The organism is Psychromonas ingrahamii 37 (assembly GCF_000015285.1).
In the GTDB taxonomy this organism is placed as follows: Bacteria; Pseudomonadota; Gammaproteobacteria; order Enterobacterales; family Psychromonadaceae; genus Psychromonas; species Psychromonas ingrahamii.
Genome location: NC_008709.1, coordinates 4,183,249 through 4,204,068, shown reverse-complemented (window position 1 = coordinate 4,204,068; position 20,820 = coordinate 4,183,249). Strand labels below are relative to the sequence as shown.

The following is a 20,820-nucleotide window of genomic DNA, read 5'->3' as shown; positions in this document are numbered from 1 at the left end:
TTGTGATAAAGACATTAACGTGAGCGAGTTGGTCAGGAACTTAATCAAATAGATTGCGGAAGTGAAAAGTTAAACAAGAAGAGATAGCTCATGGGAGCTATCTCTTTTTGTTAAAGTTGCGCGTAATAGGCTAAATACGGTCGTCGTTATTGAAGGTCTGCATAAAAGTAGTGAAGGCAGCTTTGTCCATCTTGCTATTTTCGAGATCACTGAGGCTGCTACCTGTCAAAGAAGCATCGACTACAGCTGTGGTTATACTTCCTGTGGTTGCGGTGATTGCTGTCACCAATTCGTATTTAAGCTTAAGCGCCAGATCGGTCGCTTTGATAAGGCTGTCTGCTTGAGCATCAAAGTTGTCTTCGACCAGGTTCTTGATTTCTTGATCGCTTAGTTTCATCGGATTATCCCCTTTTAGAATCAGGGTGATATTTTGGGTGGCGTTGACTGCAGCCAAGGCAGCAAGGGTGGCTCGGTCATCATTGGAGAGACTCTCAAGAGAGGGATCCTGTTCAACAAAGAGTGCGAGGGCCTTATTGGTGTCCGTGGTGCGTATCTTGAATTCATTTTCGTCGTAGTAGTTCATGATACCCATGATATTTGATGAGGAAGGTGCCAACTCAGTGGTGCCATCGGTGCGGTTAGCGGTTAGGCTTTGGGTGATTGATTTGACAGAGACACCGGCACGACCGGCATAAGCCTTGCCGCGCAGGAGCTGTGTTTCGGAGTCTGAGCTGGAGAGCGCCTCGGCTTTCCCTAGGAGCGCAAGCGCCTCATTAAAGTTCCCCTCATTAAGGGCAATTATCCCCTTGTCCACATTTACTTGGGCTTCTTCACTGCGTATGACGGAAGAATCGCTATCATTATTACAGCCGAAAAGGGCCAGAAGCAGAGTGATCAATACAAACGTCTGTCTTTTATCTATTTTCATGGTGTGCTCTCTAATATGTGCAAAATTATATTCGAAGTTGGGCCGGATTATATGGCGCAGGGTAAAATAATCAGTTGCCGCCGGCAGCGCCCGTAACGCCTGTAACGAACGTAACGAGAGGAGCCTTTACTGTTATTAAAATTCGATCTGCGGCAACGTACCCTATCACCGGGCTAGCTGTTAGCTGGGCGGAAAAGGAGCAGTCCAGCCCTGCAACTTGTCGGCCCACCGTGAGCTCCGTGGAAAGGCTAGCCGGATCACTGAAGCTGGGCTGCTCGGCGCAATTATTGTCCTGCACTGACCATTCCATGATCAGTTCGTCATCGGGGTCGTGGGCCAGACCTTTCAACATCAAGGTGCGAGGAGCATCAGCCTTAATCTTTTCCGAAGTTGAATCGATCGAGACTCGAGTGGCAACGTTCGCGACGATCTGAATCTTATGGTTTTCAACACTATCTTTGCCAGATCCACCAGCAAGGGCGGTTAATTGAATGTCATACTCACCACTGATATCTGGAGTGAAGGTGCAGTAACGGGTGCTGTTGATATCATCAGCTCCGACGTTGCATTTGGTTACGTTACTGCCTTTGGGTGCTGCGATACTCCATTCCAGAATACGAACAGACTTGCTTAGACTTCCGTCGAGAGTGATCTCACTGTCAATTTTCCCTGTTTCAGGACCTGTCACAACTGCACTGCCATTAGTACCACTAGTACCAAATATGGTATTATAATACGAACAGCTGGGAAAGCAGCCGGTGACAGAGAGCAAGGCGGCTAGTAGCAGCAGGTTTCGCGGTCTAGTTATCTTCATTGTATGTAATTCCTTTTAATTGACGGTAGACTTTTTTATTTAATAAAGAATCAATCTGTAAAAAAGCGACTTAATTTGCCACGCTTTTACTTAAATTCGCCACGCTTTCAATTAAAAGTACACAAATAATTAAAATATGTTCGGAATTTAGGCTCGCCTATCGGAGAAGATGTTTGGCAAGATAATGGGCAACAGCCTCTTCATCGCAGTGACCTATGACTTTATGATCCGGCAAAGCTGATTTTACTTTATGGTGCACACTGCCCATTACCAGACCTTTCCCTGCTATCAACACTCTGGACAGTTGTAGGGGAAGTAAAATAGGATCCATGGGTAGGAATTGTGAGAATAAGGTTTCTGACATCAAATAAACACAGAGGCCTGCCCATTGAAATAATAGTAAATACAATGTCAGACTCAATGTCCAGTGTTAAAAAACATCAATTCATCGGGTGTAATTCCTTCTAACTGACGGAATATATTTTTATTTTATAAATAATTTAGTTGCAAAACAGTGCGTTAAGTTGCCACGTTTTACCTCAAAGTAAACAAACCATTAAAACATGTCCGGAATTTATGTTTGCTTATTCGAGCAGATTTTTGACAAAATAATGGGCAACAGCCTCTTCATCACAGTGACCTATGACTTCATGATTAGGTAACGCTGATTTTATTTTATGGTGCGCACTGCCCATTACCAGCGCTTTTCCTGCCATCAACACTCTGGACAGTTTTAGGGGAAGTAAAATAGGATCCATGGGCAGGAATTGTGATAATGAGGTTTCTGACATCAAATAAACACAAAGGGCTGCCGATGGAAATAATAATAAATACAATTTTAGCCTCAATGTTCAGTGTTAAAAAACATCAGTTTATCGGGTGTAATTATTTTTAATTGATGGTGTGTGTTTTTATTTTATAAATAATTTATTTTCAAAAACTGTGCGTTAAGTTGCCACGTTTTACCTCAAAGTAAAAAACCATTAAAATATGTCCGGAATTTATGTTTGCTTATTCGAGCAGATGTTTGACAAGATAATGCGCAACAGCCTCTTCATCGCAGTGACCTATGATTTCATGATTAGGTAACGCTGATTTTACTTTATGGTGCGCACTGCCCATTACCAGACCTTTTCCCGCCATAGAAAGCATTTCAAAATCATTCATGCCATCACCAAAAGCGATACAGTCTTTTAGTGCATAACCTTTCATTTTAGCAATAGCGTCAAGAGCATGTCCTTTTGACACTCCGCCATCCATCATTTCAAGACAATTGGGTGAAGAAAAAGTGACATGGGTCTGGCCTGGAAATGCCGCTTTGATTTTATTTTCCCAGATAACCAGTTTTTCGTGGTTTTGATCCTGGTGTTTTATAAAAATTTTAGCGATATTTTCCAACGGTGGATTGTTTATATCAAATAGCCCGTATGAAAAATTTTCCTGCTTACAGGGGTTGTTTGGGTCCTCTTTGCTGATTAGCCAGTCATCATTACGGTAGAGGTGAACTTGAATTTCCGGATCACTTTGGAACATTTCAATCATGCCTTTGATGACATCCGGGGCTATATTGCGCTTGAAAATTATTTCATTCTCACAGTTATGCACACGCGCACCATTGGAGGTGATCATAAATGCCGGAATGCCCAGCTGTTTGCGCATATGTGCAACATCAATATGATGACGACCCGTTGCAAAAATAAAGTCAGTGCCCTGGCGATGCAATTGCGTCAATACCTGCTTAGTAAAGGGAAGGATTTGGTGTTCCGATGTCAACAGCGTGCCATCGAGATCTGATGCTGCAATCTTATACATATAAATTCTCGTTTAGGATTCAAGTAGAGGGAGAGTCTTTTTCTATAATACTCAACCTTCTTAACTTTAAAAGCAACTTGCAAATTTTTCCTGAGTCATTTAATCAATAAACGTCAGATTTGATAAGCAGCATTAAGATTTTAAAGCTTTTTGTAGACGAAACTGCGTGGCATTGTCCGTTAACTGTTTGCACTCTTTACCTAATATGTAATTCTCGGTGAAGGTTTCAAATAACAGATTCATAATCGTTGAATTTTCGCTTTCCCCAATAAAGTCTAAAACACACCCAGCCACCTCTGCCGTTGCAAGTTGATTTTTTTTAACCGCTTTACGGATTAAATAGCGCGACAGAGTATCCGGTGAAAAGGATAAAACCGGGAAGTCATTTAAGTAAGGGCTCTTACGAAACATTTTTTTCGCTTGAGCCCAGCTTGCATCTAATAAAATAAACAAGGGTCGCTTGCCATAGGCGGGTGCCGGGTATTCTGTCAAAAGACGCTCGGGTGTACTGTACTCTGCCGGGAATATAACAATCGGCAACCACTTGGGATCCTGCAGTAAATCCAGCAGTTGCTGGTTTGGCTGAGTGCGCGACCAAATATAGGCAAAAGTATCGGGAATTAAGTCTGCAACCAATCGCCCGGTATTACTGGGTTTTAATATTTCATCATCATACATTAACAGTAAAAATGCGCTGTTTGTATTGACGGTTTTTTTTATCGCACAAATGCATAAATAGGGTAATAACATACAGTTTACACAACGTATTGCCTTGCATCCCCGGGCTAAAAAAGGGCGGGTGGATTGGGCAAGTCGGTGCTGATAAAGTTGTTGGATAGCATGGATGTGCATTAAGTTATTAACCTATTTTGATTATACGAAGGAGGGATTATATACCTAAACTATTTGAATCTAAGACCTGTTTTTATTATAGAAAAGTGAATTATATATCCGGGCTATTTAAATCGTCATATTAAGGCAGAGCCGTCATGTGTTATAAAGGGTTATCAGTTGATCAGAGGTTTATTTATGTTGCAGTTACTCCAGCAGTATTTCGGTTTTTCCACCTTTAGAGCAGGTCAGGAAAAAGTGATTCAGGCTTTATTTGCAGGGCACAGTGCTGCCGCCATATTTCCGACCGGCTCAGGTAAGTCTTTATGTTATCAACTCCCTGCACTACATCTGCCGCATTTAACCTTAGTGGTTTCACCACTGCTTGCTTTAATTCAGGATCAACTTGAATTTTTACAGAGCAAAGGGATCAGTGCAGCGAGTATTCACTCCCTGCAAACCCCGGCTGAATCTTCACAGGTTTATAAGGACATCGCGGGCGGGCAGGTGAAAATTTTGTTTATTTCGGTTGAACGATTAAACAGTGAACGTTTCCGTTTGTTTTTGAAGAAGATTCCTATTTCCCTGCTGGTGGTTGATGAAGCGCACTGTATTTCTGAATGGGGACATAACTTTCGACCCGATTATCTGAAGCTCGCATTATATCGCCGTGAATTTAATATCCCGCAAGTATTGTTATTAACGGCCACGGCAACACAGAAAGTGATCGCGGATATGGGCAATAAATTTGCCATTGACGCCGATAATATTACCCTAACGGGATCTTACCGGGCGAATCTAAATTTGTCGGTGTTAGGCGTTGGCAGTTTTGACAAACTCAACACATTGCTACCCTGGCTCGATGATCGTAAGCAGCAAGCGGGCATTATTTATGTGACCCTGCAGAAAACCGCCGAAGAGGTGGCCAAGCAGTTAAGTTCTTCAGGCGTTCCTGCTCAGGCTTACCATGCAGGGATGAATGGCGAGCAACGGCAATCCATACAGCAGCAGTTTATGTCCGGAGAGTTACCCTTAATAGTTGCGACCATTGCATTTGGAATGGGCATTGATAAAAGCGATATCGGTTTTGTTGTCCATTATGATTTACCGAAATCGATCGAGAATTATGCTCAGGAAATTGGCCGTGCCGGGCGTGATGGGCGACCCGCTGATTGTTTAGTGTTGGCCAATAAAAATAATCTTAATACCCTGGAAAATTTTGTTTATGCCGACACTCCGGAGCCCAGTGCGATTGATTTTGTGCTCAATGAAATAGGGCAGACCAACGGGCAGTGGGAGATGGTTATGAACAGCCTCTCCAGCGAATCGAATATTCGTTTATTGACCCTTAAAACATTATTGGTTTATTTAGAATTAGAAGGTCTGCTGCAACCCGCTTATAGTTATTATGCTGAATATAAATACAAGTTATTAGTACCGGAACAGGTCTTATTAGAGCGCTTTAAAGATGAGCGTTATAATTTTGTGCAGGCAATATTACAAAGCTCCAACAAGGCAAGAACCTGGGCGACCATTGATTTTGAAAAGATGCAATCGCTCTACCCGTCGGATCGCAAGCGCGTTATCACGGCGATTGACTACCTTGATCAGCAAGGGCTAATCGAACTGCAGAGCAAGCAGATGACCCAAGTCTATCGTGTTTTCAAAGAAGCATTAAATGGCAATTTACGTGAACTGCTGGTGCAGCGTTTTAATGAGAAAGAAGGCAATGAAGTGCAGCGTATTCATTTTTTACTGGATTTCTTTGCCAGTGACCAGTGCCTGAATTTGCAGCTCGCCCATTATTTCTCAGATAATAATTTACAGCAGCCCTGCGGTCATTGTTCTGTCTGTGCCGGATATCCTGCCATCATGCCTGCTACCCCCGTTTTACTCCCCCTGAAGAAGACTGATTTTGAAGAATTAAGTGCGGAAATTCGCAGAAAATTAGGAAGTCAGACCACTTCAGTGCTATTGGCACGTTTCTTCTGTGGATTAATCACTCCTGTTTTTACGCGCCTGAAAGTGCGCAGTGTTAAGGGTTTTGCAGTGTTAGAAAAATACCGTTTTGGCGAAGTAAAAGCCTGGGTAGAAGAACACCTTTTATAATAATCAGATTCAAAGCGATAAAGCCAAACCACTGAATTTACATATTTACATATTTAACTGGTTTGGCTGGTTATAAAAACTGTTACTGTTGATGAGAGGGCAGATCACCCGTTTCAAATGAATCTGCAAATTCATGATTGCGGTCGCGGTGTTTTCCTTCATCTTCTCTAATACACAGCACTACATCACGCAGGCATGCATCATCATCTAATGCGTAATAATCCTTTGCTATTTTAGGTGCCGGCACATTTTCGACTTCACCCGCATCAATTTTCTGTAAAAATTCGCTGTAACTTTTACAGGCCTCTTCCTCAAAATATCCCACTACGCGATGTCCTGTTTTTGAAGATAAAATATATAAGAAAGTATAGATAATTAAGAAAATGCCTTGTCCAAGCAGGACTAAGGTACGTTCAATCCAAGTCGGTTTAGCGATATCCAGAAAGATCATTAAATGCATCCGTTCATTTTCTGCTTCATCTAATAATTCGCGTATCCATCCCTGATCATCTCGCATTCGGCGCAATGCTTTGAGGTGGTTGAGCATACCCGCCACCATGCCTGGTACGGCTGCAATGGTTTCTAAAATAACCGCGCGTTTTGCATATTTTTTGCCGTAAAAAAGATTGAGCATAAATTTTAAAGATTGGGTTATTTTATATGCAATATATTCAGATACTTTATTAGGTTTTTGATGTGATAATTCAAAGTTAGACATAAGACTCTCTCAGCTTAAGGTTAAAAGTGATCTACTTCAAAATAATCATTTATTTTATCCAGGTCAATAGGCTCAAACAGCCGGGATAAACAGCAAAAAAAACTATTTTAACAATAATTTTTCAGGCGAATAAAAGCTGTAACATTTGCGCTTGGTTTTAAAGGGACAGAAGAAAAGATGTTACAGGGGCAATTGAATTGTTGGTCTTATGTTAATAATATTAGCTTGTTTGTGGCTGTTCTTTTTGACATAAATATATTGATTTAAATCAAACTATTTATACTAATAAGTCGAAAAAGCGCTGTCTAAGCCTTTATTGTTAGCTTTTTTGTAACCCCATAAGCTCCTTGATGAACAATATGGGGCTATCGCCACAAAAATTTGGACGGGTATGACTTATCGTATTGTCATAAAAGAATTATTCACCAATAAGAATAAACTTAACGTAGAATTAGACAGATAAAAACAGTCTGAATCTAATCGCTAAAAATGGTTTAAATGAGAACCTAAATGAAAACCTAAATGAAAACCTAAATGAGAAGTTAAATGGCACATAAAAAAAGAATTTATATCGCATACACAGGCGGCACCATTGGCATGAAACCCTCAAAAGAAGGCTTCATTCCGGTAGCAGGTTATCTTTCAAAAACCATTGCTAATATGCCGGAGTTTTATCATAGCCAAATGCCTGATTTTGAGATTCATGAATATGATCCGTTGATTGATTCAGCCAATGTATCCCCTTCTGTCTGGCAGGATCTTGCGCAGGATATTCAAGCGCGTTACCACGACTTTGATGGTTTTATTATTCTCCATGGTACCGATACCATGGCTTATACCGCTTCGGCATTATCCTTTGTATTTGAAAATTTATCCAAGCCAGTGATTGTGACGGGATCACAAATTCCATTGTCACAATTACGTTCCGATGCGCGCGCTAATTTATTAAACTCTTTGTATATTGCCGCGCATCATCCTATTAATGAAGTCTGTGTTTTTTTTAATAATCAATTGTTTCGCGGTAACCGTGCAAGCAAACAACATGCCGATGGATTTAGTGCTTTTGTTTCTCCTAACCACCCAGTTTTGCTGGAAGCAGGGATTGAAATCAAGAATATTGCCGGTATTACCCAAAAAGCGGTTAATACCCGTTTACGCATTACTGATATTCGTGCGCATTCGATTGCCATTCTGCACCTTTTCCCCGGCTTAGATTGGAATATTCTGGATACTTTATTAAAAAGCCCATTAAAGGCACTTGTACTGTTAACCTATGGGGTGGGAAATGCGCAGCAAGATGAGCAATTATTAGCGATTCTAAAAGAAGCCACGGATCGTGGTATTTTAATTGTTAATTGCAGTCAGTGTTTAAAAGGCAGCGTGAATATGGAGGGTTATGCCACCGGGCATGCACTGAGTGAGGCGGGCGTTATCAGCGGGCTGGATATGACCACAGAAACCGTTATTGCCAAGCTATATTATCTGCTCAGTCAAGAGTTACCAACGAAAGTGATTCGTGAATTGTTAGGGACTAATCTGCGCGGTGAATTAACTTAATTTATTGCATTTTGTACATAAAAAAACCAGCAATACTGCTTAATGCCGATCAGTTAAGAAAAATATATTGATTTTTAGCTGAACGAGATCAAAATCCGATGTACTCAAAATATCGGATTTTTTATGCAACTATCAACAGCACTTTCCCAAATATCACTAAATAACTCCACTGAATGCTGCCTGAAGGGCTAGGCACAGGAATGTGTCTAATGAGGCTCCGTTGGTGACCCAAAAAATACTTAGTCACCTGAATATAAAAATGACGAAGTCGTCGAATTATTGCTCCCACAAAGTAGATCACCGCCTTAGATAAGTCTATTTGAATAAAAGAAATAAAAGCAATATTCAAAACTGGTTTGCGCAGCAGTGAGGCGCTTTTTTTGAATGACGAATTATGTGAAAACAGGTGAGTAATAGATGACAGATTGCCGACTTTCATTCTCTCAAAGATATAATAGACTGGTAAACGAGAAAAAAATTAGGCAGGATGTATTTTCATTTTATGAAAAATGACGTTTTATTTTACCTATACTTTTTGATATTTTATGGCGCTATTCGGGGTGGCCCTTTTGCTTTCTTCTAGACTCCATTTATCATTTATCTCATATCTCTCTTAGCGAGGTCGCTCATGTCCGATCAATCAATGAAAATGTCAGAGCTAATAAGTGCTCTTAGTCATGCACTAGATATGACAGAAGGACAACCACCAGGCCACTGTGTTCGCTCTTGCTGGATAGGAATGCAACTGGGAAAGGCCAGCGGCCTGCAGGATCATCAATTATGGGAGTTGTACTATACAATTTTGTTAAAAGATCTGGGATGCAGCAGTAATGCTGCCCGCATATGCCAACTCTATGCCACTGACGATCTGGATTTTAAACATGATTTCAAATCCGTGGATGGCAGCCTGACACAAGTCCTCAATTTTGTACTGCAGCATACGGGTGTTCAAAAAGGCTTAGCTGAGCGCTTCAAACAGACGTTATCCGTTATGCGTAACGGCACTCAGTGGAGCAAAGAGTTAATGACAACACGCTGTGAGAGAGGTGCTGATATTGCTCGCCAGCTTCGCTTTAACGAATCGGTAGCTGACGGTATCAGAGGGCTGGATGAGCACTGGAACGGCGGGGGACAGCCTTACGGGCTAAAAGGTAACGCCATTGCACTGTATTCCAGAATCGCGTTGTTATCGCAAGTGATCGATGTTTTTTTCACAGGAACAGGCCAAAATGCCTGCCTCACCGAGGTTAAAAAACGCCGCAATAGCTGGTTTGACCCCTCTCTTGTCGACTGTTTTATTAGTATTGCTGATGATACCTTTTGGACAACTCTCGCAAGCACAAACCTTGCTGAGCAGATCATTCAATTAGAACCAGCACAGTTTCGAGTAACGCTGGATGAAGATTACATTGATGAGATAGCGGCCGCTTTCGGGCAAGTAGTCGACTCAAAGAGCCCTTTCACCGCGGGACACAGTAACCGTGTTGCCTTAATTACCGAATTGCTGGCGAAAGAGCTCGGCTATTCAGAAGAGCGCCGCCGATGGTTAAAGCGCGCCGCTTTATTACATGACGTGGGCAAATTAGGCATCAGTAATAGCATCCTTGATAAGCCGGGGAAATTGACTGACGAAGAATTTACCACTATTAAATTGCACCCTGGGTTTACTGGTGAGATTCTTTCACGTATTAGCGCTTTTACAGGGCTTGCAGATGTAGCACAAGCACATCACGAGCGCATGGATGGCAAAGGATATCCTCTTGGCCTGCAAGCCGACCAAATAACATTGGATACCCGTATTATTACAACGGCAGATATATTTGATGCTATTACGGCAGATCGCCCCTATAGAGGACCGATCCCCGTGCCTGATGCACTGAAAATGATGGCGGAGCATCTTGATACGCAAATTGATCGTCGTTGCTATGAGGCGCTTGTAAAGATATCTGATGAGTTGATTTTTACTGATCACTGACCACTATTTTCTGAATTGACAGCACCATGATGCATAACAGTACTTTGGGACTATAAAACCAATTCTTTTGTACAAGAGCCGAAAAAAGCCTTGCTAAATATGCAGTCTTTATTGTGTCGTTGAGAGGGGTACACCTAATGAAAGCAATGGCTATCGTCTTTATTCATATGCAGTGCATTGCTAGCACCACTATCTGCTCAGGCAAGAGTTATCAACGAAAGTGATTGGTGAATTGTTAGGGACTCATCTGGGTGGTGGATTAACGTAAATTTTTGTGTTTTTTGCATCTGAAAAACAGTCTTTGACGGACTTGTGTAAGTCGATATAGGTCAGTTATAGGGGCTTTAATAGATCTAAATTATTGTTTATTTGAATAATTTAGACAGAGAAAATTAACCTGTTACCCGATTTTTACCCAATGATTTTGATAAATACATATTATGGTCGGCTTGTTTAATAATATCTTTGGGCTTAATTTGCGCAAAAGAGTCGGTATAGCTAACACCGATACTGACGGTTGTTATAATCTCTTTACCCTGCAAGAATAAAGGGGTTTGCGCACAGGCAATCCGGACTTTTTCTGCCAGTGCAAGTGCCGTTTTTTTATCTCTGTCGGGGACAAATACAATAAACTCTTCCCCTCCCCATCTTCCTATCACTCCCTTTTCAGCTATTTTTTCTTTAAATAAATTGGCAAATATTTTTAAGACATTATCCCCCTTAGAATGACCATAGGTATCATTAACTCTTTTAAAGTTATCTAAATCGATAAGCATGCAACTCATGGAGTTGACTTTACCGCAATGCTCGTGAATCCATTTGTAGATAGCATCACGATTATAAAGATCCGTCAGCGAATCATGGAAGGCTTTATGGGCAAGTCTTTTTTCTGCCATCACTTTGTCGGTAACATCGACCATAACAACTTCTACAGCAGGCTCTCCTTGCCATTGAATAGCATGATCATAAATATTAAAAAATCGTTTTATTCCATCAAAACGAATATTCTCGATAATATGACTTTCTCCAATTGCCTCTCCCGTGATGACTTTTTGGTATCGTTCAATAGCGCTAGCATGATGTTCGGTGGGGATAAGATCCAATATATTTAGATTTTCAATCACATCCTGAATGGATTTAGCAGCCATTAGTTCAACCCAGACCTGGTTAACAAGCAGAGGTTTAAAATTTCGATGGATCATAACGCCTTGATCAGAATGTTCAACAAGACGTTCATATCTCGATTTATTGATAAGTTGCTGGGCGCTGATCTTTAAAGAGATATCAAAGATTTGTAATTCAAGTGCGGGTTGCTTTTTCCAATTTATTTGCTGCGCCAATACAAACACTGCAATCTTCTGACCCTGTTTTTTGGTGCAATAAAGAACATTACCATGGGTCTCGAAAGAGCCTGAATTTAAACGCTCAGATTTTATTAATATTTCGTCACTATAGTCCGCAGCAATAAATGCTAAGGGATCAGATTGAGCGGAATACATTTCATCCAGAGAAGAAAAACCTAATATATCGATAAAGTTTTGATCGATGCTGACAACTATATTATCTGCGATAATGATTTGTCCGTAGCAAAAAATGTTGTTCATCTCTAGCATTAAAAACCTTCCTGATTATGCACATGCTTTGGCCATTATAGCGGGTATTAACAGCAAGAAGCTCAATAAAAATGGTCATGAATATTTTATAACATTTTTTCTAACATGGTTTTAAATAGGAGCATTTAGCCAATATAAGGCAAAGAGTTACTTGGGTATAATATACTACCAAAACCTTCTAATTAACTTAAATCAATATTTGTTTGCTTCTCTCTTTGCTGGCCTATGGGTGAACAGGTAAATATTTATAACTTATATTCCGTACTTTATTGTTGCAGTAACTAATTTAAAGTGTTTTTGGAATGATCAGAAGATAAAAACTTTATTTAAAACCAAATGTCCTTTGATTATTTGAATTTAAGTCTTAAAAAATATTACAATTATTTATCTACTTCGATCTACCCTCACAAAAACAGAAAAGCCCCGAAAAACGGGGCTCTAATAAAAAATTTTCTGATTTTACATTTTAAAAGTTTGAAAACTAAAAAGGAATATCATCATCGAAATCCATTGATGGCTCATTATATTGAGTCTGCGTCGGTTGCTGTGGTGCTTGTGCTGGTGGACGCTGATTTTGTGCTGGTTGCTGTTGTGTTTGCGCGGGTGGACGCTGATTTTGCGCTGGTTGCTGTGGTGCTTGTGCCGGTGGACGCTGATTTTGCGTTGATTGCTGGTAGGCAGGGGCCATTTGCGGCGCAGGCTGTTGAGTCGGCGCTTGTTGCGGTGCTTTACCCCAGCTTTGTTGCTCTTGCTGTCCGTTATCCTGCTGTCCGTTACCCTGGAAAGGCTGACTACCGGCTTGGGTTGGATTACGCGCATCCATCATATGGATTTCTGACACCACAATCTCGGTTGTATATTTGTCCTGGCCGTCTTGTCCCTGCCATTTACGCGTCTGTAACTTACCTTCGACGTAAATCTTTACACCTTTTTTAAGATATTCTCCACACATTTCACCCAGACGGTTAAATACCGTCAGGCGATGCCATTCTGTTTTTTCTTTGCGCTCGCCGCTTTGTTTATCTTTCCAGCTTTCTGTTGTTGCCAGTGTTAAATTTGCTACTGCATTGCCGTTTGGCATGTAACGCATTTCTGGATCTTTTCCCAGATTACCGACTAAGACTACTTTGTTTACGCTTCGGTTAAACATCTTTTTGCTCCGCTTACTGCTTTATGTTGTAGATTAAGTATTTGCTAAAATTTCTTGCGCTTTGTTCAATGCAAAGACTTGGTTATTTACTTTAATATAAACTGTTTGTTCTTCAACGATGATGACGACTTCTAAGACCCCCTCCAGCATAATTAGCTGTTCAGTCATTAACTGTGCATGAGTTTCATCCTTGATTAATGCTGTAATAGTATGGGTGCGGACTTTACTTGGATTATTCATACCTAATGAGATAAAAAACCAAATTGCCATTAACCCGGCTAAAAATAAAAATAAGCCACTACTACCGAGTAGTTTATAGGAAAATCCCCCTAAAATCCCACCAAAAAAAGCACCTAAAAACTGACAAGTGCTATAGATCCCCATTGCACTACCCTTGGAGCCTGCAGGAGAGACCATTGAGATAAATGCCGGTAATGATGCTTCTAAAAAATTAAAAGCAGTGAAATAAAATAATATGGACACAAACATCCATATAAGTGATTGAGAGTTAAGTGACATTGCAATTAAACTTGCAGCCATTAACAAAATGGCAAACAGATAAAACTGTTTGTTCATTTGCTTGCGGGCAGCCATGATAAGCATAGGCACTATTAATATAAATGAAACTAGTAACGCCGGCAGGTATAAGTGCCAATGTTGTGCTGCAGGTAATTGCATATTCAGCAGTTGCAGGGGTAATACGACAAACATAGCCGTGAGTGCCATGTGTAAAATGAAAATGCCAGCATCTAAACGTAGCAGTTGCGGATCTTTGACTAATTTTGCAAGCAATGCAGGAATGGCAACGGTTTCGCCTCTGGGGGCTTTACTAACCACGTGCGGCACGACAAAATAGACGATAGCAATACCGGTCAGGGCACCGGCTGCAGTAATAAAGAATAAACCCTGTAAGCCAATTATGGGTGCTAAAACAGGACCTGCAACCATTGCCAATGCAAAGGCAAGGCCAATACTGACCCCAATCATGGCCATTGCCTTGGGACGTTGTTCTTCTCTTGTGACATCGGCTGCCAAGGCTAACACCGCACTGGCAATTGCACCTGCACCTTGAATAGCGCGTCCGGCTGTTACACCATAAACCGTTTCTGAATAGCCAGCGATTAAGCTGCCGATAGCAAAAAGCAGTAAACCGATAAAAATAATCGGACGTCGGCCAAATTTGTCAGACAACATGCCCGCGGGAATTTGTAATAATGCCTGTGTTAAACCATAGGCACCAATTGCAAAACCTACCCAGATCGGGGAATAACCAATCAGTTCCTTCCCGTAAATGGCAAAGACCGGCATGATCATAAACAGGCCTAACATACGTAACGCAAACACCACGGAAAGTGAGATGGCGGTGCGTCTTTCTAGAGGGTTTAGTGCATCAGATTGCATTGAACATCCATTTTTAAGGCGATAGGCAGAAATAAATCGGGCGGCAATAATAACATGATAGCAGCGACATAAGCTTTTATTTTTAGCGCATTTGCAGACAATTTTATTTATACTGCAGCGCTTATACCAATTATATTTATGGAGTCATTTTTGCTCAGCTATCGACATTCTTTTCACGCAGGTAATTTTGCGGATGTGTTAAAGCACATTGTTTCCACATCAATTATTGATTATATGCTCAAAAAAGAGAAAGCTTTTTGTTATCTTGATACTCATGCGGGCTGCGGAGCTTATTCATTTCAGTCTCCCGAAGCTTTAAAAACGAAAGAGTTTAATAATGGTATTTTTCCATTATGGGGACGCTCAGATTTGCCCGTTCCCGTAGCGCGTTATATGGAACAAGTTGTTGAATTTAATGCCCAGAGTCAATTAAAACATTATCCTGGCTCACCCAGTATTGCAGTGCAGATGTTACGCGACATAGATCGCTTGTTTTTATTTGAATTACACCCTAATGAATTTATCAATATGTGCGCTAATTTTTCAGGGAACCGGCAAATAAAAATGGCTAAAAGTGATGGTTTACAAGGCCTGATTGCCAATATGCCGCCCAAAGCGCGGCGCGGTTTTATTTTAATTGATCCCTCCTATGAAATTAAAACTGAATATCACCAAGTAGTTGAAACATTAATACAAGCGCACAAGCGTTTTGCAACGGGTACCTATGCACTTTGGTATCCGGTCGTTAACCGTATGACCATTGATAAAATGGAAAAAGCATTAAAAGCATCGGGTATTAAAAATATTCAACTTTTTGAATTGGGTCTTCAGGAAGACTCGGATCAGATGGGCATGACATCCAGCGGCATGATTGTTATTAATCCTCCCTGGACGTTAAAAAAAGAGATGCAGGCATCATTGCCTTTTTTAGCCAAACTATTAGGTTTTGATAATCAGGGCTTTTATCGCATTGAAACTTTAGTTGCAGAATAATAGCTTTCTTTTTTAGCGCTGTTTTTTAAAATGTAATAATGTTTTTAGTTTAGAATAACGCCCGCCTTCTGGTTTATCCTGGATCGCGGATTTGCCTGCTTTTTCAATATCAATAATGCCAGAGCGGTTTAAGGTTATTTTATAACGCTCGAACTGTTCTGTGTACTTACCCTGATCTAATGCAACCACCACATTTATTTGATAGCGTCGCTCAATGGAGGTGGTTTTAATTTTTTCTTTGTTTGAGGATGCCTCATTTTGCTCATAAAGCTTACCGCTACCGCGTTCTAAAAAGCGCGCAAAAGGTAGCAAACTAAAATCAATCGTCTCTTCCAGCGTGTCATAACCCGCTTGGAAACCCTGTCTCACGACTTTGGTTTCAAGACGAAAATGTAATATCTCCGAACTTTGTTTATTCTGCATATTACGTTTTGCCAACAGCTGCCGGGTTTTGATCGGCAGGTTGGCCGTTTTAATATAATCAAGCCAAATTTTTTGTTTTGCCAGTTCTGTTTTATTGGTCGGATCGATTAATGCTCTGGCCCATTTAGGTTTACCTTTACGGATCCACTGCCAGAGAATGTTTTTAAAATCATCCTTGAAAACTTCCCGCACCCCGTAAATAATTGCGAGAATAAACACCATCAAGGAGGTCAGGGTACTAAAAGCACCCTGCGTTTTAATAATTAAGACCAGTACTACACTCATTATTAGCGCGGTAGCAACACCGGTAACAACTTTACGGGTGATATTACCTAATGCTTGAGTGTCCGTCTTAAAAATCACCCCATACTCAATTAAGCGGCGTAATAGGCGCATTTTATTGGCAATCCGGTTAGGATCGTCAAGTGACGCCTGCGAGTTATAGGCTTTTTCTTTGCGATATAAATTTTCATTTTTACAGATCTGCAACAGTGCAAGACGCTCTTCAGTAAATTCGGATAAACGCGGTTTTTTTGCCAACATGCCCAGTAGTCTTTGTTCTGTATACCAGGATAGATAATTATCCACATTGCCAAAAATCGCCCCCAGTTTAGGATCTTTAGGTGCATGGGCACGGGTTTTGCTTAGTATGACGATACTGTGATTGGCAATTTCTTGTGCTGCATTATAAAAATCCCGTAGCTTGTCACTATCATTGATCTTTATTACGTCATGCGTATCGGTATTAAGTGCGGTCAGATATTGATAAGCAAATAGATTCAGGTGGTTTCGATATTCAACAGCGGAATGTTTCATACGACTGGCAAAACGGCTATGTAATAAGGGTAAATGTAAACCTTGAGTAAAATAGGCGCTTCGAGTTCGAACTCCTGCATTGAAATAATCCATTTCCGAAAGCGTATTTTTATTAATACTCATCTCTTTTGGCAGAGAAAAATAAACATCAATACGACGAAACTCACCTTGATCTATCTGATGAGTGAGTTTGATTGATAAACGCTCTTCTTGTTTAAGCCTGATTTTCTTCAATTATTCCTCTCAATATGAATGGCTAACGGGGGGGGATGTCATACCAAAGCGACTTTTTTTACTTCATTTATGTGGGGGTAAAAGGCATGCCAGCCAGATATAAAGCGATGTTTTAGTTTTATTTTTTTAATAAAATGCTGTTATTAAAAAATTAATTACCGGATCCCTTCTATTTTAAAAGTCTTACTTTTGTAAACTCCATCATTATAGCCTTTTCTTTTGACTTAGATAAATTAATAATGCACGAATAGCCTGATTTTGTTGTCAGTTGCTAACCCCGTTAAGTTCCCTTCAGGGCGGCTAACTGATCCACTTGTGATCAGTTTTGCACGCTGAAATGCTCTCTTTTTTAACATTTTATTGCTACAATCGATGGTTTATGAGATTAGGGTTTAACGTATGCAACTGTCATTATTGACTCAACCTATTTACGACCACTTATATGCTGATATCGAGCAGTTCCGTCAGACTTTTGATCTTCCCTGTAATGATCTTAGTTCATTAGACGTACAAGCGGACGCCCTGCATACTTCGTTAATTATTGAAGAATTAACGGAATTGGCCCAGGCCGATTGTAAAATTGAACAAGCTGATGCGATTGTGGACAGTATTTATGTTCTGATGGGACGCTTAGTCCACCGGGGCATAACCGGGGCGAGTGATCATATTGAGATCAGCTATTTGATTGATCTTTTTTTAAATGTCGCCAAACAGCTTAAGATTAATTTTTTACCTTGTTGGGACGAAGTGCATTCAAGCAATATGAGCAAAGTCTGCCGCAGCGCCCAAGAATATCAAGAAACCGAGCAATTTTATGCGGATCAGGGAATTGAATTGGTTGATAGCATTAAGGGGAATTTTATTATCGCCAAATGCGCACAGGATGTGCAATTGTCGGATAAGAAAATACGTCAAGGTAAGGTCTTAAAGTCTGTTTATTACCGCCCGGCTGATTTAGCGCCGCTGGTTTAAAATAATACCCAAAAAGGGTGAAGAGATTAGCGTTGATAACAGCAATCTTTTCACCCTCTTTATTCACAGCTTATGGCTATTTTTATTAACTGGCGCGCAGTTTTTTGGCTGCTGCAACCATGTTTAGTAATGCAGGTTTAACCTCTTCCCAGCGCCTTGTTTTTAAACCGCAATCAGGATTAACCCAAAGCTGCTCTGCCGGAATACGCAGGGCTGCTTTTTTCATTAAACTTACCATCTGCTCAACATCGGGTATGTTGGGAGAATGGATATCATAAACGCCGGGTCCTATCCCATTAGGGTAACTAAACGCTTCAAAAACATCTAATAAAACCATATCCGAGCGAGAGGTTTCAATGGTAATGACATCGGCATCCATTTGTGCTATTGCCGCAATAATATCGTTAAACTCGGAATAACACATGTGGGTGTGAATCTGGGTTTTATCATTAACACCGTTAGCACAGAGTCGAAAGGCTGCGATTGCCCAGTTTAAATATTGCTGCCATTGGGAGCGATGCAGTGGTAATTTTTCACGCAGCGCCGCTTCATCAATCTGGATAATATTAATCCCTGCCTTTTCTAAATCAAGCACTTCCTCGCGAATGGCCAGCGCAATCTGCATACAGGTGGTCTGCAGAGGCTGGTCATCACGCACAAAAGACCAGTTTAAAATAGTGACCGGACCCGTAAGCATGCCTTTTACCTTTTTCTCAGTCAGAGATTGTGCGTAGCTTGACCATTCAACGGTCATTGCCTTAGGACGTGAAACATCACCAAATAAAATCGGCGGTTTAACGCAGCGGGAACCATAGGATTGCACCCAGGCAAATTGGGTGAAAACAAAACCGTCAAGAAGCTCTCCGAAGTATTCAACCATATCATTCCGTTCGGCTTCACCGTGCACTAAGACATCCAGGCCAAGCTGATCTTGCTCATTAATACAAAATTCAATGGATTCTTTAATGCTTTTTTTATATTGTTCTTCATTGATATCTCCTAAACGTTTGGCCTGACGTAATTGCCGAATATCACTGGTTTGCGGGAAAGATCCTATGGTTGTGGTCGGATAGCTGGGTAAATTTAAATAGGATTGCTGTAAAGCTTCCCGTTGCTTTATAGCCAAGTTACGCTGCCCTAATTCAGGCGTGATATTAAGCACTTTGCTTTTAATATCTTGTTTGTGGACTTGAGGGCTTTGACGACGATTTTCAATACAGAGTTTATTATAAGTAAAGGCCGCTTCAACGCTGCTTAAACCGTCATTTAAAGCCCGGCCAATTAAGCTTAATTCCTGTAATTTTTGAACCGCAAAAGCCAGCCAGGATTTAACTTCGTAATCAAGTTTGTCTTCATTATTTAGATCGATGGGGACATGTAATAATGATGAACTGGGTGCCAGCCACAACCTGTCCTGTAATTTCTGATGTATCGGAAGCAATTGATTTAACGTTTGATTAAGATCTGTTTTCCAAATATTACACGCATTGATAATACCCAGAGATAATATTTTATCAGTCCCTAAATAATCTATCGCAGAATCTATTTCATGTGGCGCATTAACCGCATCAAGGTGTAAACCTGCAATGGGCAGTTCACAGGCCAGTTTTAAGTTATTCTTAAGCTCGCCAAAATAAGTGGTTAAAAGAAGCTTAACCTTGGATTGGCCCAATTTCTGATAACTACTCTGCAGTGCTTCCTGCCATTGCTTAGGGATTTCTAAAACTAAAATAGGCTCGTCGATTTGCACCCAGGTAATATTTTTTTCTGCAAATAATGCCAATAATTCAGCGTAAACTTCCAGCAATTCTGGCAGTAGCGTGAGTTTTTGGCTGTTATCTTTTTCTTTGCCTAACCACAGATAGGTTACTGGGCCGATGATCACCGGTTTAACGTTTTTATTAATCTTCTGCAGCGCTTCAATTTGTAGCAGCAGCTGCTTGGCATTTAACAAGAAAGTTGTCTGCGCATCAAACTCCGGAACGATGTAATGATAGTTAGTATTAAACCATTTTGTCATCTCTCCTGCCTGACTCTCACCCGATTGTCCATGGGAGGCAGCGCAGCATTCCTGTGGCTGAGATCGGCCACGGGCCACCCGAAAGTAATTATCTAAACTATTATCCTGCTCACTTTGTTTGGCACGGCTGGGAATATTACCCACTAAAAAACTCATATCAAGTACCTGATCATAAAGAGAGAAGTCCCCGACGGTATATAAATCCAGCGCTAAGTCTTGCTGATCCAGCCAGTTTTGTTGACGTAAATCGGCAGCGCTTGTTTGTAATTGCTGTTCGCTTAATTCGCCACCCCAGAATTTTTCCAGAGCAAATTTAAGCTGACGTTTATTGCCAATACGCGGGAAACCTAAGTGATGTAGTTTAGCCATTATTTTTATCATCCTTTTAAATAGAGCAGACATTGAAGTTGAGAATGATTGTATTTAGAATTAACTATGAAAAATAATGATGATT

17 protein-coding genes are annotated in these 20,820 nt (G+C 40.7%); 5 read left to right on the top strand and 12 right to left on the bottom strand.

Annotation, left to right across the window (positions count from 1 at the left end; translation table 11 throughout):
- Nucleotides 1-130: 130 nt before the first annotated feature.
- The 6 genes from PING_RS17565 to PING_RS17540 form a co-directional block, all read right to left on the bottom strand.
- Complete coding sequence (locus tag PING_RS17565) at nucleotides 131-928, bottom strand: outer membrane protein assembly factor BamD (protein ID WP_011771638.1); 798 nt, start codon at nucleotides 926-928, stop codon at nucleotides 131-133.
- 70 nt (nucleotides 929-998) lie between these two features.
- Complete coding sequence (locus PING_RS17560; protein ID WP_011771637.1) at nucleotides 999-1,742, bottom strand: hypothetical protein; 744 nt, start codon at nucleotides 1,740-1,742, stop codon at nucleotides 999-1,001.
- Nucleotides 1,743-1,899: 157 nt separating this feature from the next.
- Nucleotides 1,900-2,106 (bottom strand): hypothetical protein, encoded by a 207-nt coding sequence (locus PING_RS20790; RefSeq protein ID WP_232279385.1) that lies wholly within the window; start codon nucleotides 2,104-2,106, stop codon nucleotides 1,900-1,902.
- Between the two features lie 220 nt (nucleotides 2,107-2,326).
- On the bottom strand, nucleotides 2,327-2,578 hold the full coding sequence (locus tag PING_RS21160) for a hypothetical protein (RefSeq protein WP_041766674.1): 252 nt from the start codon (nucleotides 2,576-2,578) through the stop codon (nucleotides 2,327-2,329).
- A 175-nt stretch (nucleotides 2,579-2,753) separates the two neighbouring features.
- On the bottom strand, nucleotides 2,754-3,554 hold the full coding sequence (locus PING_RS17545; protein ID WP_011771636.1) for a Cof-type HAD-IIB family hydrolase: 801 nt from the start codon (nucleotides 3,552-3,554) through the stop codon (nucleotides 2,754-2,756).
- 132 nt (nucleotides 3,555-3,686) lie between these two features.
- On the bottom strand, nucleotides 3,687-4,406 hold the full coding sequence (locus PING_RS17540; RefSeq protein ID WP_011771635.1) for a tRNA-uridine aminocarboxypropyltransferase: 720 nt from the start codon (nucleotides 4,404-4,406) through the stop codon (nucleotides 3,687-3,689).
- A 177-nt stretch (nucleotides 4,407-4,583) separates the two neighbouring features.
- Here PING_RS17540 and PING_RS17535 point away from each other — a divergent pair, with 177 nt between their 5' ends.
- Nucleotides 4,584-6,494 (top strand): RecQ family ATP-dependent DNA helicase, encoded by a 1,911-nt coding sequence (locus PING_RS17535; protein ID WP_011771634.1) that lies wholly within the window; start codon nucleotides 4,584-4,586, stop codon nucleotides 6,492-6,494.
- A gap of 82 nt (nucleotides 6,495-6,576) precedes the next feature.
- Here the strand turns inward: PING_RS17535 and PING_RS17530 are convergent, their stop codons facing one another.
- The gene (locus PING_RS17530) at nucleotides 6,577-7,212 is read right to left on the bottom strand and encodes an alternative oxidase (RefSeq protein ID WP_011771633.1); all 636 of its coding nucleotides are present in this window, start codon (nucleotides 7,210-7,212) and stop codon (nucleotides 6,577-6,579) included.
- A gap of 546 nt (nucleotides 7,213-7,758) precedes the next feature.
- On the opposite strand from PING_RS17530, the gene ansA reads away from it, so the two are divergent.
- Both ansA and PING_RS17520 read left to right on the top strand, forming a co-directional pair.
- Complete coding sequence (gene ansA, locus PING_RS17525; protein WP_011771632.1) at nucleotides 7,759-8,769, top strand: asparaginase; 1,011 nt, start codon at nucleotides 7,759-7,761, stop codon at nucleotides 8,767-8,769.
- A gap of 628 nt (nucleotides 8,770-9,397) precedes the next feature.
- Entirely contained in the window at nucleotides 9,398-10,744 is a 1,347-nt protein-coding gene (locus tag PING_RS17520) for an HD-GYP domain-containing protein (protein ID WP_011771631.1), read from the top strand.
- Nucleotides 10,745-11,136: 392 nt separating this feature from the next.
- Here PING_RS17520 and PING_RS17515 read toward each other — a convergent pair whose 3' ends face one another.
- The 3 genes from PING_RS17515 to PING_RS17505 all read right to left on the bottom strand — a co-directional run bounded on the left by PING_RS17515 (nucleotide 11,137) and on the right by PING_RS17505 (nucleotide 14,908).
- Nucleotides 11,137-12,357, bottom strand: coding sequence for a sensor domain-containing diguanylate cyclase (locus tag PING_RS17515; protein ID WP_011771630.1), 1,221 nt, complete (start codon nucleotides 12,355-12,357; stop codon nucleotides 11,137-11,139).
- A 481-nt stretch (nucleotides 12,358-12,838) separates the two neighbouring features.
- Complete coding sequence (ssb, locus tag PING_RS17510; protein WP_011771629.1) at nucleotides 12,839-13,507, bottom strand: single-stranded DNA-binding protein; 669 nt, start codon at nucleotides 13,505-13,507, stop codon at nucleotides 12,839-12,841.
- Between the two features lie 33 nt (nucleotides 13,508-13,540).
- On the bottom strand, nucleotides 13,541-14,908 hold the full coding sequence (locus tag PING_RS17505; RefSeq protein ID WP_011771628.1) for an MFS transporter: 1,368 nt from the start codon (nucleotides 14,906-14,908) through the stop codon (nucleotides 13,541-13,543).
- Between the two features lie 150 nt (nucleotides 14,909-15,058).
- Here PING_RS17505 and PING_RS17500 point away from each other — a divergent pair, with 150 nt between their 5' ends.
- A complete protein-coding gene (locus PING_RS17500) occupies nucleotides 15,059-15,901 on the top strand; it encodes a 23S rRNA (adenine(2030)-N(6))-methyltransferase RlmJ (RefSeq protein ID WP_041766672.1) in 843 nt (280 codons plus the stop codon).
- 12 nt (nucleotides 15,902-15,913) lie between these two features.
- Here PING_RS17500 and PING_RS17495 read toward each other — a convergent pair whose 3' ends face one another.
- Nucleotides 15,914-17,374 (bottom strand): hypothetical protein, encoded by a 1,461-nt coding sequence (locus PING_RS17495; protein ID WP_011771626.1) that lies wholly within the window; start codon nucleotides 17,372-17,374, stop codon nucleotides 15,914-15,916.
- A 399-nt stretch (nucleotides 17,375-17,773) separates the two neighbouring features.
- Between PING_RS17495 and PING_RS17490 the strand changes: the two genes are divergently transcribed.
- Nucleotides 17,774-18,346, top strand: coding sequence for a nucleoside triphosphate pyrophosphohydrolase family protein (locus PING_RS17490; RefSeq protein WP_011771625.1), 573 nt, complete (start codon nucleotides 17,774-17,776; stop codon nucleotides 18,344-18,346).
- An 85-nt stretch (nucleotides 18,347-18,431) separates the two neighbouring features.
- Here PING_RS17490 and metE read toward each other — a convergent pair whose 3' ends face one another.
- Nucleotides 18,432-20,735 (bottom strand): 5-methyltetrahydropteroyltriglutamate--homocysteine S-methyltransferase, encoded by a 2,304-nt coding sequence (metE, locus tag PING_RS17485; RefSeq protein ID WP_011771624.1) that lies wholly within the window; start codon nucleotides 20,733-20,735, stop codon nucleotides 18,432-18,434.
- Nucleotides 20,736-20,820 lie beyond the last annotated feature (85 nt).

Excerpts from the sequence above, each read along its gene's own strand:
- PING_RS17565 (WP_011771638.1), bottom strand. The coding sequence starts at position 928 with ATGAAAATAGATAAAAGACAGACGTTTGTATTGATCACTCTGCTTCTG.
- PING_RS17560 (WP_011771637.1), bottom strand. The coding sequence starts at position 1,742 with ATGAAGATAACTAGACCGCGAAACCTGCTGCTACTAGCCGCCTTGCTC.
- PING_RS20790 (WP_232279385.1), bottom strand. The coding sequence starts at position 2,106 with ATGTCAGAAACCTTATTCTCACAATTCCTACCCATGGATCCTATTTTA.
- PING_RS17545 (WP_011771636.1), bottom strand. The coding sequence starts at position 3,554 with ATGTATAAGATTGCAGCATCAGATCTCGATGGCACGCTGTTGACATCG.
- PING_RS17540 (WP_011771635.1), bottom strand. The coding sequence starts at position 4,406 with ATGCACATCCATGCTATCCAACAACTTTATCAGCACCGACTTGCCCAA.
- PING_RS17535 (WP_011771634.1), top strand. The coding sequence starts at position 4,584 with ATGTTGCAGTTACTCCAGCAGTATTTCGGTTTTTCCACCTTTAGAGCA.
- PING_RS17530 (WP_011771633.1), bottom strand. The coding sequence starts at position 7,212 with ATGTCTAACTTTGAATTATCACATCAAAAACCTAATAAAGTATCTGAA.
- ansA (WP_011771632.1), top strand. The coding sequence starts at position 7,759 with ATGGCACATAAAAAAAGAATTTATATCGCATACACAGGCGGCACCATT.
- PING_RS17520 (WP_011771631.1), top strand. The coding sequence starts at position 9,398 with ATGTCCGATCAATCAATGAAAATGTCAGAGCTAATAAGTGCTCTTAGT.
- PING_RS17515 (WP_011771630.1), bottom strand. The coding sequence starts at position 12,357 with ATGCTAGAGATGAACAACATTTTTTGCTACGGACAAATCATTATCGCA.
- ssb (WP_011771629.1), bottom strand. The coding sequence starts at position 13,507 with ATGTTTAACCGAAGCGTAAACAAAGTAGTCTTAGTCGGTAATCTGGGA.
- PING_RS17505 (WP_011771628.1), bottom strand. The coding sequence starts at position 14,908 with ATGCAATCTGATGCACTAAACCCTCTAGAAAGACGCACCGCCATCTCA.
- PING_RS17490 (WP_011771625.1), top strand. The coding sequence starts at position 17,774 with ATGCAACTGTCATTATTGACTCAACCTATTTACGACCACTTATATGCT.
- metE (WP_011771624.1), bottom strand. The coding sequence starts at position 20,735 with ATGGCTAAACTACATCACTTAGGTTTCCCGCGTATTGGCAATAAACGT.